General features: G+C 71.2%; 8 protein-coding genes. 6 read left to right on the top strand and 2 right to left on the bottom strand.

From position 1 onward, the window contains the following. Positions 1–545 precede the first annotated feature (545 nt). Positions 546–1,544 carry an aldo/keto reductase gene (locus ABFX81_RS34730; protein ID WP_086843928.1) on the bottom strand — a complete coding sequence of 333 codons (999 nt, stop codon included), beginning with the start codon at positions 1,542–1,544 and terminating at the stop codon, positions 546–548. A 77-nt stretch (positions 1,545–1,621) separates the two neighbouring features. Between ABFX81_RS34730 and ABFX81_RS34725 the strand changes: the two genes are divergently transcribed. The 6 genes from ABFX81_RS34725 to serA all read left to right on the top strand — a co-directional run bounded on the left by ABFX81_RS34725 (position 1,622) and on the right by serA (position 11,577). After that, on the top strand, positions 1,622–2,572 hold the full coding sequence (locus tag ABFX81_RS34725; RefSeq protein ID WP_086843930.1) for an NAD(P)-dependent oxidoreductase: 951 nt from the start codon (positions 1,622–1,624) through the stop codon (positions 2,570–2,572). Positions 2,573–3,001: 429 nt separating this feature from the next. After that, positions 3,002–6,022, top strand: coding sequence for a putative bifunctional diguanylate cyclase/phosphodiesterase (locus tag ABFX81_RS34720; protein ID WP_346139175.1), 3,021 nt, complete (start codon positions 3,002–3,004; stop codon positions 6,020–6,022). Positions 6,023–6,253: 231 nt separating this feature from the next. Next, positions 6,254–8,101 carry an acetolactate synthase large subunit gene (locus ABFX81_RS34715; RefSeq protein ID WP_346139174.1) on the top strand — a complete coding sequence of 616 codons (1,848 nt, stop codon included), beginning with the start codon at positions 6,254–6,256 and terminating at the stop codon, positions 8,099–8,101. 21 nt (positions 8,102–8,122) lie between these two features. After that, entirely contained in the window at positions 8,123–8,647 is a 525-nt protein-coding gene (gene ilvN, locus ABFX81_RS34710) for an acetolactate synthase small subunit (protein ID WP_086843934.1), read from the top strand. A gap of 121 nt (positions 8,648–8,768) precedes the next feature. Then, entirely contained in the window at positions 8,769–9,767 is a 999-nt protein-coding gene (gene ilvC, locus ABFX81_RS34705; protein WP_086843935.1) for a ketol-acid reductoisomerase, read from the top strand. Between the two features lie 220 nt (positions 9,768–9,987). Beyond that, positions 9,988–11,577: a phosphoglycerate dehydrogenase gene (serA, locus tag ABFX81_RS34700; protein ID WP_086843937.1), complete on the top strand. Its 1,590-nt coding sequence runs from the start codon at positions 9,988–9,990 to the stop codon at positions 11,575–11,577. Between the two features lie 56 nt (positions 11,578–11,633). On the opposite strand, the gene ABFX81_RS34695 is transcribed toward serA, so the two are convergent. Further along, on the bottom strand, positions 11,634–13,175 hold the full coding sequence (locus ABFX81_RS34695) for an MFS transporter (RefSeq protein ID WP_086843939.1): 1,542 nt from the start codon (positions 13,173–13,175) through the stop codon (positions 11,634–11,636). Positions 13,176–13,261 lie beyond the last annotated feature (86 nt).

The following is a 13,261-nucleotide window of genomic DNA, read 5'->3' as shown; positions in this document are numbered from 1 at the left end:
GCTGCGAGCTTCGGGCAGCCGGGGCTTCGCTGCGGTGCCAGTTCTTCGGCGGCGCGGAGACCGCCGGTGGTCGAGCCGTTGCTCGTGGCGGGCGGCCCGGGTGCGGATCAGCCCCACGCCCCGTGTGGGGGCGGCAGTTCTGCCACCCTCAGGGCTTCGCCCGAAGCCCTCCGGGCGACGGTGCACGCCCGCCCCCCTCCGCGGACCGCCGCCGGGCGCCGCCACGGCGTCGGCCTCCGGCATCCGTATGCCGGTGCGGTGCCAGTCCGTCGGCGGCGCGGAGGGCGCCGGTGTCCGAGTTGCCGCGGGTGGTCGCGGCCCGGGCCGGGTCAGTCCCACGCCCCGTGTGTGGGCGCAGTTCTGCCACCTTCAGGGCCGAAGCCCTCCGGGCGACGGTGCACGCCCGCCCCCCCTCCGCGGACCGCCGCCGGGCGCCGCCACGGCGTCGGCCTCCGGCATCCGTTTGCCGGTGCGGTGCCAGTCCGTCGGTGGCGCGGAGGGCGCCGGTGTCCGAGTCGCCGCGGGTGGTCGCGGCCCGGGCCGGGTCAGTCCCACGACCCCTGTGCGGGCGGCAGTTGCGCCACCTCTCGCAGGTCCTCGGTCGTCAGGCGCAGGGTCGCGGCCGCCGCGTTCTCCGCGACCCAGCGCTCCTGCTTCGTGCCGGGGACCGGGACCACGTGCGGGCCCTGGGCGAGGATCCAGGCGAGGGCGACCTGGGCGGGGGTGACGTGCTCGCCGTGGCGGCGGGCCACCCGGCGCAGGCCCGCGACGATCGGCTGGTTCGCGGCCATCATCTCGGCCGTGAAGCGGGGGTGCCGGGCCCGTATGTCGTCCGCCTCGAAGCCCGCGCCGGGCCGCAGCCTGCCGGTCAGGAAGCCGTTGCCGAGCGGCATCGCCGCCAGGAAGCCGATGCCCCGCGTCCGGCACCACGGCAGCAGCGTCTCCAGAGCCTCCGGCGACCACACCGACAGCTCCGCCTCCACCGCGCTCACGGGGAACACCTGCTGCACCCGTTCCAGCTGCCGGATCGTCGCGTCGTGCAGCCGGGCCCCGGAGCGGCGGCCGGCCCGCGCGCCCACCGCGCACAGGCCCAACGCCCTCACCTTCCCGGCCCGGACGAGCTCCGCCATCGCGCCCCACGTCTCCTCGACGGGGACCTCCGGGTCGGCCCGGTGCAGCTGGTAGAGGTCTATGACGTCCGTCTGGAGGCGCCGCAGCGACGCGTCGCAGGCTCGTCTCACATATCCCGGGCGGCCGTTGGCGACGATGTGCTGGTCGCCCACGAGCAGACCGACCTTCGTCGACACGAAGGCGTCCGACCGCCGCTCCTTCAACGCCCGCCCCATCAGCAGCTCGTTGGTGAAGGGGCCGTACATGTCGGCCGTGTCCAGCAGGGACGAACCCAGGTCGAGAGCCCGGTGCACCGCCCTGAGCGACTCGTCGCCACGCTGCCGCGACGCGCTGTACGCCCAGCTCATCGGCATGCACCCGAGTCCGACGGCCCCCACCGCGAGCGCCGCCGCGCCGATCGTCCTGCGCTCCACCTGGTCGTGACCCTCCCTGTTCCGGCCACCCCAACCTAACCTCTGCCGTCGCACCCTCCTGACATAGCCTCCAGAGCATGACTGCTGACGTGTGGCTGCCCATCCCGCCGGACGAGATCGAGGGACTCCCCGAGGGCCCCGCCTACCGCTTCTGGAACGGAGAGGAGGACTTCCCCGCGGACCCGGCGGACTGCGCCTTCTACGTCGTCCCCTACATGAAGCCCAGCCCCCTGTGCGTGCGTCCCATGGCGGGGATGAGCCGGGTCCAGGTCGTGCAGACGCTCTCCGCCGGCATCGACCACGTGGAGCCGGGGCTGCGCCGGCTGCCCGCGGGCGTGCGGCTGTGCAACGCGCGCGGGGTGCACGAGGCCAGCACCGGAGAGCTCACGCTCACGCTGATCCTGGCCTCGCTGCGCGGCGTCCCCGACTTCGTCCGCGCACAGGACCGGGGGGAGTGGCTCGCCGGATTCCGGCCCGCGCTCGCCGACAAGAACGTCCTCATCGTCGGGTACGGATCGATCGGCGCGGCCATCGAGGACCGGCTCGTTCCGTTCGAGGTGGCGCGGGTGGCGCGCGTCGCGCGCTCCGAGCGCACCACGGCGCGCGGGCCGGTGCATCCGCTCACCGAACTCCCCGCGCTGCTCCCGGAAGCGGACGTCGTCATCCTGTCCACGCCGCTCACCGAAACCACCCGTGGCCTGGCCGGGGCCGACTTCCTGTCCCGGATGAAGGACGGCGCGCTCCTGGTCAACGTCGCCCGCGGCCCCGTCGTCGACACCAAGGCGCTGCTCGCCGAACTGGAAAGCGGCCGCATCACCGCCGCCCTCGACGTCACCGACCCCGAGCCCCTGCCGCGTGAACACCCCCTGTGGCGTGCGCCGGGGGTACTCATCAGCCCGCACGTCGGCGGACCCACCTCCGCGTTCCTGCCGCGCGCCAAGCGGCTCCTGGCGGACCAGTTGAACCGTTATGTGAACCGGGAGCCGCTGCGCAACGTGATCCTTACGACGGGTGCACCAACCGGCTGATCCGAACTTCGGGTACTGTCCGCAATCCTTCGGGCGCGGTGGGTACTCATGTATCTGGTGATCGTCACGGAGCGTAGAGAACCTATGTCCCTGAGTGACGAGACTGGTGTATCGTCCCGACAGGGGCTGCGCCGGGGACAGTTCGGCGCCGGGGACGGACACTTCAGGACTGTGAGGGGGGCGACAGGCGATGCACGGCCTTTGGACGAGCGATCCGACGGGGCGGGGCTGCCGGCGGCGACCCTGGCGGACGGCCGCGAGCAGACGACGCGGTCACCACGCCGATCACGGCGGGCAGCACACCCACCACAGCGACCACCACACCGACCACAGCCATCACCACCGCGGGGCCGGCGGCCGCGGAAGGCATGCCCAGCCGGCGCACCGGGGTCCGGTGGACCCGGGAGCGGCACGGACCGGGAGGGTCCGGTGAGCGCGCCGCCGACCCCCACACCCACGCTCGACGGAGCGCTGCGGGCACAGCCTCCGTCCCCCGGGGCGCTGCTGCCCCGCATGCCGGCCCCCGGCCCCCGGCCGGGCCTGGCCCTCCAACTCGTCCTCGCCCTGGTCTGCGCGGGATACGCCGTCGGTTCCGCGTTCGGCTGGGGTTCGTACGAACTGGCCCTGATCATGGGCGACTTCGGGCTGAGCGCCGCGGCGGCCACCGCCGCCGTGTCGTGCTTCCTCTACGCCCGCAACCGCCGCACCCGCTTTCGACCCGCCTGGCTGCTCTTCGGCCTCTCCTCGGCCATGGCGTCCATGGGCAACCTGGTCTGGGGGTGGTACGAGGTCGTCCTCGGGCAGCCCGTGCCCAGCCCCAGCTACGCCGACCTCTTCTTCCTCTGCTTCGCGCCACCCGCGATCGTCGGGCTGCTCGTGCTCGCCAAGCGGCCGGTCACCAAGGCCGGCTGGGTCTGCCTCGGTCTCGACGCCTGGCTGATCGGCGGCTCGCTGCTCACTCTGGCCTGGAGCCTGGCCCTCGCCCAGGCCGCGAAGTCGGGAGGGCCGAGCGTGGCGCACATCGCGCTGTCGCTGGCCTACCCGCTGCTCGACATCGCGCTGGTCAGCATGGTGCTCGCGCTGCACTTCAGGCGGTCCGCGGTGAACCGCTCCGCGGTCAACACCGCCATCGGCGCCCTCGCGCTGACCGTGATGTGCGACGCCCTGTTCACCTCACCGCTGATGCACCACGACTACCGCTCCGGCCAGCTGCTCGACGCGGGCTGGTTCGCCGGCTCGCTGCTCCTGGCGTACGCCCCGTGGGCCGCGCCCCGCACGCCGGACACCGACCGGCACGGCCCGGACCGGCAGAGCACGGCGGGGCACACGCGCGTGGTGCACGAGCACGTGCCCGGTCAGCGCAGCGGCCCGCACCATCATGCGCCGCTGCCTGGAGACGAGCTCGGCCGGTATCCGGCCGCCCGGCCCATCGCCGGCTCCCTCGCCGCCCTCACGCCGTATCTGGCGGCGGCCGTGTGCACCCTGGGCATCCTCTACAACGTCCTCAACGGCCGCAGCGTCGACCGCGTGGTCCTGCTCACCGGTGGCACGGTCGTGCTCGCCCTCGTGGTGCGCCAGGGCATCATGCTGCTCGACAACATCACGCTCACCCAGGAACTGGCGCAGAAGGAGAACCACTTCCGCTCCCTGGTGCAGGGCTCCAGCGACGTCATCATGATCGCCGCACCCAGCGGCGTCCTGAGGTACGTCTCCCCGGCCGCCGCCGGTGTGTACGGCCGCCCGGCGGAGGAGCTGGTGGGTACGGAACTGGCCGGTCTCATCCACCCGGAGGATCTGGGCTGCGTCGTGCACGAGGTGCGGCGTTTCCTCGCCGCCAACCCGGTCGAGGAACCCACTACGCGCATCGAGTGCCGATTCCGGTCCGGTGACGGAGGCTGGCTGAACGTCGAGTCGACCGTCAACCGCCATCACGGCGGCCTCATCTTCAACAGCAGGGACGTGACCGAAAGGGTCCGGCTCCAGGCCCAGTTGCAGCACAACGCCGAGCACGACCCGCTCACGGACCTGCCCAACCGCGCCCTGTTCACCAAGCGCGTCCAGCACGCCCTCTCGGGCCGCCGTGCCTCCGACCGGGGCGTGGCCCTGCGGAACACGGCCGTGCTGTTCATCGATCTCGACGGCTTCAAGGCCGTCAACGACACCATCGGGCACCAGGCCGGGGACGAGCTGCTCGTCCAGGCCGCCCGCCGGCTCCAGGACTCCGTCCGGCAGGGCGACACGGCCTCCCGGCTGGGCGGGGACGAGTTCGCGGCCCTGATCGTCGGGGACAACACCCGCGACCGCGAGGCCCGGCAGCGGCACATACTGGAGCTCGCCGACCGTCTCAGGACGACGCTGTCCCAGCCGTACGTCATCGACGGCAACGATGTCCGTGTCAACGCCTCCATCGGCGTGGCCTTCGCCGAGCCGGGCCTCGGCGCGGGCGAGCTGCTGCGCAACGCCGACCTGGCCATGTACCGGGCCAAGGCCGGCGGCAAGGGCCGCGTCGAGCTGTACAAGCCGCAGATGCAGCAGGACGTCGTACGGAAGGCGGAGCTGGCCACGCGCCTGCGGGCCGCGCTGCACGACGGCGAGTTCACCCTGGTGCACCAGCCGGTGGTGTCCCTGGAGGACGGCCGGATCGCATCGGTGTCCGCGCAGGCGCGGTGGCGCTCCTCACAGGGGGTGCTGTTCACCCCCGCGGAGTTCCTGCGGGTGGCCGAGGACAGCGACAAGACCGCGGAACTGGGCCGGTGGATGATCGAGGAGGCCGTCGAGCAGGCCGCCGAGCGGCACGCGACCGGGCTGCCCGCGCCGGTCGTCGTCCGGATGAGCGCCCGCCGGCTGCTGGACAAGTCGATGCCGCTCGGCACGATCGAGGCGCTGCTCACGCGCCACGGGCTGCCGTCCGGGTCGCTGGTCATCGAGCTGTCCGACGCCGACCCCAGGGCCGGCCTGGACGAGCTGGAGCGGCGGCTGGGTGCCCTCAGGCGGGCCGGTGTCCGGATCGCGCTCGACGGGTTCGGCAGCGGCTACGGGGCGATCACGGCCCTCAGGCGGCTGCCCGTCGACATCCTCAAGCTCGACCGCAGTCTGGTCGAGGGCGTCGTCGAGTCCGCCCGCCTGCACAAGATCACCAGTGGGCTGCTGCGCATCGCCGGCGACCTCGGGCTGACATCCGTGGCCGACGGGGTGGATCTGCCCGAGCAGGTCGTCGCCCTGCGGGCGATGGGCTGTACGCACGGGCAGGGCATGGCGTTCTCCGGGCCGCTCGACGAGTACCGGCTGCGCCGGGCGCTCGCTTCCGGCCACTATCCGGTGCCGCACGAACCGGCCGAACCGGCGTTCGCGGGCGGCGCCCCGCGGGTGTACAGCTCGGGTGTGTCCGCCGTCATCGGAGGCGGTACGGTCCTCCGCTCACATAATGAGACTCCCGTCCCACCCACTTGACAGTGAGTGCGTGCCGGGGAGAGGGTCTGTGCCATGCGCACCCGAATTCTCGTACTTGGAAAGCGCGTCGGCTGACGCTGAGCCTCGACCGCTCAGCGACCGCACCCGGCGCGCTCCCCTCGCTTGCCTTATGGCACGAGGGGTTTTTTGTTGCACGGGCGCCTTCCGTGCAACAGCCGAAAACCGTACAACCTTCGCAAAAAACCCTCAGCATCTGAGAAGAGAATGCCGATGACCGAGCAGGCCACCGGGGCCCATCACCCGCAGCCCCGGCCCCGATCCGGAGGACAGCACTCCGCCCCCGAGCAGGTGACGGGCGCGCAGTCCCTCATCCGCTCCCTCGAGGAGGTCGGCGCCGACACGGTATTCGGCATTCCCGGTGGTTGCATCCTTCCGGCGTACGACCCGCTGATGGACTCCACCCGCGTGCGTCACGTCCTGGTGCGTCACGAGCAGGGAGCCGGTCACGCGGCCGAGGGGTACGCGCTGGCCACCGGCAAGGTCGGCGTCTGCATGGCGACCTCGGGCCCCGGCGCGACCAACCTCGTCACGCCGATCGCCGACGCGCACATGGACTCGGTGCCGATGGTCGCGATCACCGGACAGGTGGCCTCCAAGGCGATCGGCACGGACGCCTTCCAGGAGGCGGACATCGTCGGCATCACCATGCCGATCACCAAGCACAACTTCCTCGTCACCAAGGCCGATGACATCCCTCGGGTGATCGCGCAGGCCTTCCACATCGCCTCCACCGGCCGTCCCGGCCCGGTCCTGGTCGACATCGCCAAGGACGCCCTCCAGGCGAAGACGACCTTCTCCTGGCCGCCGGCCATGGACCTGCCCGGCTACCGCCCGGTGACCAAGCCGCACGCCAAGCAGATCCGCGAGGCCGCCAAGCTGATCACCCAGGCCCGCCGGCCCGTGCTGTACGTCGGCGGCGGCGTGATCAAGGCCAAGGCCACCGCCGAGCTGAAGGTCCTCGCCGAGCTCACCGGCGCGCCCGTCACCACCACCCTGATGGCGCTCGGCTCGTTCCCCGACAACCACCCGCAGCACCTGGGCATGCCCGGCATGCACGGCGCGGTGGCCGCCGTCACCGCCCTGCAGAAGGCCGACCTGATCGTCGCCCTCGGCGCCCGCTTCGACGACCGCGTCACCGGCAAGCTGGACAGCTTCGCCCCGCACGCCAAGATCGTCCACGCCGACATCGACCCGGCGGAGATCGGCAAGAACCGCGCGGCCGACGTGCCGATCGTCGGTGACGCCCGCGAGGTCATCGCCGACCTGGTCCAGGCCGTGCAGAAGGAGCACAGCGAGGGCCACCAGGGCGACTACGGCATGTGGTGGAACGACCTGAACCGCTGGCGCGAGACCTATCCGCTCGGCTACGACCAGCCCGACGACGGCTCGCTCTCCCCGCAGCAGGTCATCGAGCGCATCGGACAGCTCGCCCCCGAGGGCACGATCTTCACCGCGGGTGTCGGCCAGCACCAGATGTGGGCCGCGCACTACATCGAGTACGACAAGCCGGGCACCTGGCTGAACTCCGGCGGCGCCGGAACCATGGGCTACGCCGTCCCGGCCGCCATGGGCGCCAAGGCCGGCGCGCCGGACAAGGCGGTCTGGGCGATCGACGGCGACGGCTGCTTCCAGATGACCAACCAGGAGCTCGCCACCTGCGCCCTGAACAACATCCCGATCAAGGTCGCCGTCATCAACAACGGCGCCCTCGGGATGGTCCGCCAGTGGCAGACCCTCTTCTACAACCAGCGGTACTCCAACACGGTGCTGCACTCCGGCCCGGACGACGTCAACCCGCAGGCCCGCGGCACCCGCGTCCCCGACTTCGTGAAGCTGTCGGAGGCCATGGGCTGCTACGCCATCCGCTGCGAGTCCCCGGACGACCTCGACAAGGTGATCGAGGAGGCGAACTCGATCAACGACCGCCCGGTCGTCGTCGACTTCATCGTCCACGAGGACGCGATGGTCTGGCCGATGGTCGCCGCCGGCACCTCCAACGACGAGATCATGGCCGCCCGGGACGTCCGCCCCGACTTCGGCGACAACGAAGACGACTGAGCGAGAGAGACCGAAGAGATCATGTCCAAGCACACGCTCTCCGTCCTGGTGGAGAACACCCCCGGCATCCTCGCCCGGATCGCCGCGCTGTTCTCCCGCCGCGGCTTCAACATCGACTCGCTCGCCGTCGGCGTCACCGAGCACCCCGACATCTCCCGGATCACCATCGTCGTGGGGGTCGAGGACCTGCCGCTGGAGCAGGTGACCAAGCAGCTCAACAAGCTCGTCAACGTGCTCAAGATCGTCGAACTGGAGCCGACGCAGGCGGTGCAGCGCGAACTCGTTCTGGTGAAGGTGCGCGCCGACAACGAGACGCGCTCCCAGATCGTCGAGATCGTCCAGCTGTTCCGCGCCAAGACCGTCGACGTCTCCCCGGAGGCCGTGACCATCGAGGCCACCGGCTCCGGCGAGAAGCTGTCCGCGATGCTCAAGATGCTGGAGCCGTACGGCATCAAGGAGCTCGTCCAGTCCGGCACGATCGCCATCGGCCGCGGTGCCCGTTCCATCACGGACCGGTCGCTGCGCGCCCTGGACCGGTCGGCGTAAGACGGAGAACGGGCGGTCGGCGCGCCGTCGGCCGCCCGTATTCCGAGACCCTCAAGCTTCCCTTCCGCCCCCCGTCATACGGTGGGACGCAACACCTGCACTCCCGAGGAGAGAACCCAAAGTGGCCGAGCTGTTCTACGACGCCGACGCCGACCTGTCCATCATCCAGGGCCGCAAGGTCGCGGTCATCGGTTACGGCAGCCAGGGCCACGCCCACGCGCTGTCGCTCCGTGACTCGGGTGTCGACGTGCGCGTCGGTCTGCACGAGGGCTCCAAGTCCAAGGCCAAGGCCGAGGAGCAGGGCCTGCGCGTGGTGACGCCGTCGGAGGCCGCCGCCGAGGCCGACGTCATCATGATCCTCGTCCCGGACCCGATCCAGGCCCAGGTCTACGAGGAGCACATCGCCCCGAACCTGAGCGACGGCGACGCCCTGTTCTTCGGCCACGGCCTGAACATCCGCTACGGCTTCATCAAGCCCCCGGCCGGCGTGGACGTCTGCATGGTCGCCCCGAAGGGCCCGGGCCACCTGGTGCGCCGCCAGTACGAGGAGGGCCGCGGCGTTCCCTGCATCGCCGCCGTCGAGCAGGACGCCACGGGCAACGCCTTCGCGCTGGCCCTGTCGTACGCCAAGGGCATCGGCGGCACCCGCGCCGGCGTCATCAAGACGACCTTCACCGAGGAGACCGAGACCGACCTCTTCGGCGAGCAGGTCGTCCTCTGCGGTGGTACGGCCGCGCTGGTCAAGGCGGGCTTCGAGACGCTGACGGAGGCCGGCTACCAGCCGGAGATCGCCTACTTCGAGTGCCTGCACGAGCTGAAGCTGATCGTGGACCTCATGTACGAGGGCGGCCTGGAGAAGATGCGCTGGTCGATCTCCGAGACCGCCGAGTGGGGCGACTACGTCACCGGCCCGCGCATCATCACGGACGCCACCAAGGCCGAGATGAAGAAGGTGCTCGCCGAGATCCAGGACGGCACCTTCGCCCAGACCTGGATGGACGAGTACCACGGCGGTCTGAAGAAGTACAACGAGTACAAGACGCAGGACTCCGAGCACCTGCTGGAGACCACCGGCAAGGAGCTGCGCAAGCTCATGAGCTGGGTCGACGAGGAGGCGTGAGCCTTTGGGCCCGGCCGCGGCACCGACGCCGCGGCCGGGCCCTTTCTCGTCCGGGTGATCCTTCCGCGCAGGCGTGAGACGCCCACCGTTGCACCACTACACTGCTGCATATATACGCGTCAGGCCCACAGCGTCGTGCGTCTTCCACGCGGCATGCACCCCTCCACCGCCTGCGGCCGTCGGGACGGCCGTCCGCAGTATTGGACTTGTGAGGACTCACGTGAGCTCGAAACCAGTCGTACTCATCGCTGAAGAGCTGTCGCCCGCCACCGTCGACGCGCTGGGCCCGGATTTCGAGATCCGGCAGTGCAACGGCGCGGACCGGGCCGAGCTGCTCCCGGCCATCGCCGAGGTGGACGCGATCCTGATCCGTTCGGCCACCAAGGTCGACGCCGAGGCGATCGCCGCCGCGAAAAAGCTCAAGGTCGTCGCGCGAGCCGGCGTCGGCCTGGACAACGTGGACGTCTCCGCCGCCACCAAGGCCGGCGTGATGGTCGTCAACGCCCCCACCTCGAACATCGTGACCGCCGCCGAGCTCGCCTGCGGTCTCCTCCTCGCCACCGCCCGCAACATCCCGCAGGCCAACGCCGCGCTGAAGAACGGCGAGTGGAAGCGCAGCAAGTACACGGGCGTGGAGCTGGCCGAGAAGACCCTCGGTGTCGTCGGCCTCGGCCGCATCGGCGCGCTCGTCGCGCAGCGCATGTCCGCCTTCGGCATGAAGGTCGTCGCCTACGACCCGTACGTGCAGCCCGCGCGCGCCGCGCAGATGGGCGTCAAGGTGCTGTCGCTGGACGAGCTGCTGGAGGTCTCCGACTTCATCACCGTCCACCTGCCGAAGACCCCCGAGACCCTCGGCCTGATCGGCGACGAGGCGCTGCGCAAGGTCAAGCCGAGCGTGCGCATCGTCAACGCCGCGCGCGGCGGGATCGTCGACGAGGAGGCGCTGTACTCCGCCCTCAAGGAGGGCCGGGTCGCCGGTGCCGGTCTCGACGTGTATGCGAAGGAGCCCTGCACGGACTCCCCGCTCTTCGAGTTCGACCAGGTCGTCGCCACCCCGCACCTCGGTGCCTCCACCGACGAGGCGCAGGAGAAGGCCGGCATCGCCGTCGCCCGCTCCGTGCGTCTCGCGCTCGCCGGTGAGCTCGTGCCGGACGCGGTGAACGTGCAGGGCGGGGTCATCGCCGAGGACGTCAAGCCCGGTCTGCCGCTCGCCGAGCGCCTGGGCCGGATCTTCACCGCGCTCGCCGGCGAGGTCGCGGTCCGCCTCGACGTCGAGGTGTACGGCGAGATCACCCAGCACGACGTGAAGGTGCTGGAGCTGTCCGCCCTCAAGGGTGTCTTCGAGGACGTCGTCGACGAGACGGTGTCGTACGTCAACGCCCCGCTGTTCGCCCAGGAGCGCGGCGTCGAGGTGCGGCTGACCACCAGCTCGGAGGCGACCGAGCACCGCAACGTCGTCACCGTGCGCGGCACCCTCGCCGACGGCGAGGAGGTGTCGGTCTCCGGCACGCTGGCCGGCCCCAAGCACCTCCAGAAGATCGTCGCCGTCGGCGACTACGACGTCGACCTCGCGCTCGCCGACCACATGGTGGTGCTGCGGTACGAGGACCGGCCGGGTGTCGTCGGCACGGTCGGCCGCATCCTCGGCGAGGCGGGCATCAACATCGCCGGCATGCAGGTGTCGCGGTCCGTGGCCGGCGGCGAGGCGCTGGCGGTGCTGACGGTGGACGACACGGTGACCTCCGGTGTGCTGGCCGAAGTGGCGGCGGAGATCGGCGCGACCTCGGCCCGTTCGGTGAACCTGGTCTGATGCATTCCGGGGGCTGCCGCCCCCGGACCCCCCGTTCGTCCTGAACGGACTCGTCCTCAAACGCCGGACGGGCTGAGTCGATCAGCTCGTCCGGCGTTGTCGTGCGAGGGCACCCGCCGCAGCGTGACCGCCGCCAGGACGGCCGCGGCCAGCAGCGTCACCGCCCCGGCCAGGGCGGCGCCCCGCATTCCGCTGGTGAAGGCCTCCCGTGCCGCCGCCGCCAGGACGTCCCCCGCGCGTCCCGGCAGCTGGTCTGCCACGGCCAGGGCGGCGCCCAGCGTCTCGTGGGCGGGGGCCGGTGCCGAGGCGGGGATCTCGTGGCGGTAGACCGCCGTACCGATTGACCCCAGGACCGCCATCCCGAGGGCCCCGCCGAACTCCGCGCCGGTCTCCATCAGGGAGGAGGCGGTCGCGGCCCGGTCCACCGGGGCGGCGCCCATCGCGAGGTCCATGATCTGGGTCGTCGCCATGACGACCCCGCAGGCCAGGACCCCGCACGCGGCCAGCACCAGCCCCATCGACTCCGTACCGGCGACGGCCAGCAGGCCGTAACCGCTCGCGGAGATCGTGAAGCCCGCCGCGACGACGGTGGCGCGGGCGACGCCCTTCTGGACCAGCCGAGCCGCCAGCGGGGCCGCCATGCCGATCGGCACCGACGGCAGCAGGGCCCACAGCGCGGCCTCCATCGCGCTCTTGCCGAGCACCGACTGGATGTACTGCGTGGTGAAGAACGCCGAGCCCATCATCCCGAACAGGGCGAGCAGGTTCAGGACGACGGCCGGCCCGAAGCCCCGGCCGCGGAACAGCGCGGGCGGGATCATGGGTGAGGCCGACGTGCGCTGGCGGTGGACGAACAGGGCGGCGAAGAGCAGGCCGACGGTGATCGAGACGACGTACCGGACGTTCCAGCCGTCCGACGTGATCTCCTTCAGGCCGTAGATCACCGGGAGCACCGCCGCCATCGACAGCGGCACGCTCAGCCGGTCGAAGCGGCCCGGAGCGGGGTTCCTCGACTCGGGGAGCAGGATCGGGCCGAGGACCAGCAGCAGCGCCATCGCGGGCAGGTTGACCAGGAAGACCGAGCCCCACCAGAAGTACTCGACGAGCACGCCGCTCATCACCGAGCCGAGCGCGACGCCGCCCGTCATCACACCTGACCACAGGGCGATCGCCTTCGCGCGCTGCGCGGGGTCGGTGAACATCGTGCGGACCAGCGCCAGCGTCGACGGCATCAGGGTGGCGCCGCCGATGCCCAGGACGGCGCGGGCCGCGATGAGGGCCTCGGCGCTGTCGGCGTACGCCGCGGCCAGCGAGGCGGCTCCGAAGGCGGCGGCGCCGACCAGCAGCAGCTTGCGGCGGCCGATCCGGTCGCCCAGCGCGCCCATCGTCATCAGCAGGCCGGCCAGGACGAAGGCGTAGATGTCGAAGATCCACAGCTGCTGGGTGCCGGTGGGCTCCAGGTCGGCGCCGATCTCCGGGACCGCGAAGTAGAGGACCGAGACGTCCATCGAGACCAGCAGCAGCGGCAGCATCAGCACGCCGAGAGCGGTCCATTCGCGGCGGCCGGCGCGCACCGGGGAGTTGGGGTTCGTCGTCATGAGCAGGACTGTACGAGCGTCTTATACGCTTGTCTAGTACGGCCGTATAAGACGTGCGTCTGGGACGTATGTATGGATGCGGGGGT

It is taken from the genome of Streptomyces coeruleofuscus, assembly GCF_039532725.1.
Lineage (GTDB): Bacteria > Actinomycetota > Actinomycetes > Streptomycetales > Streptomycetaceae > Streptomyces > Streptomyces coeruleofuscus.
Note: the sequence above shows the minus strand (reverse complement) of the source record. Positions and strands in the feature narration are given on the sequence as shown.

Excerpts from the sequence above, each read along its gene's own strand:
- ABFX81_RS34725 (WP_086843930.1), top strand. The coding sequence starts at position 1,622 with ATGACTGCTGACGTGTGGCTGCCCATCCCGCCGGACGAGATCGAGGGA.
- ABFX81_RS34715 (WP_346139174.1), top strand. The coding sequence starts at position 6,254 with ATGACCGAGCAGGCCACCGGGGCCCATCACCCGCAGCCCCGGCCCCGA.
- ilvN (WP_086843934.1), top strand. The coding sequence starts at position 8,123 with ATGTCCAAGCACACGCTCTCCGTCCTGGTGGAGAACACCCCCGGCATC.
- ABFX81_RS34695 (WP_086843939.1), bottom strand. The coding sequence starts at position 13,175 with ATGACGACGAACCCCAACTCCCCGGTGCGCGCCGGCCGCCGCGAATGG.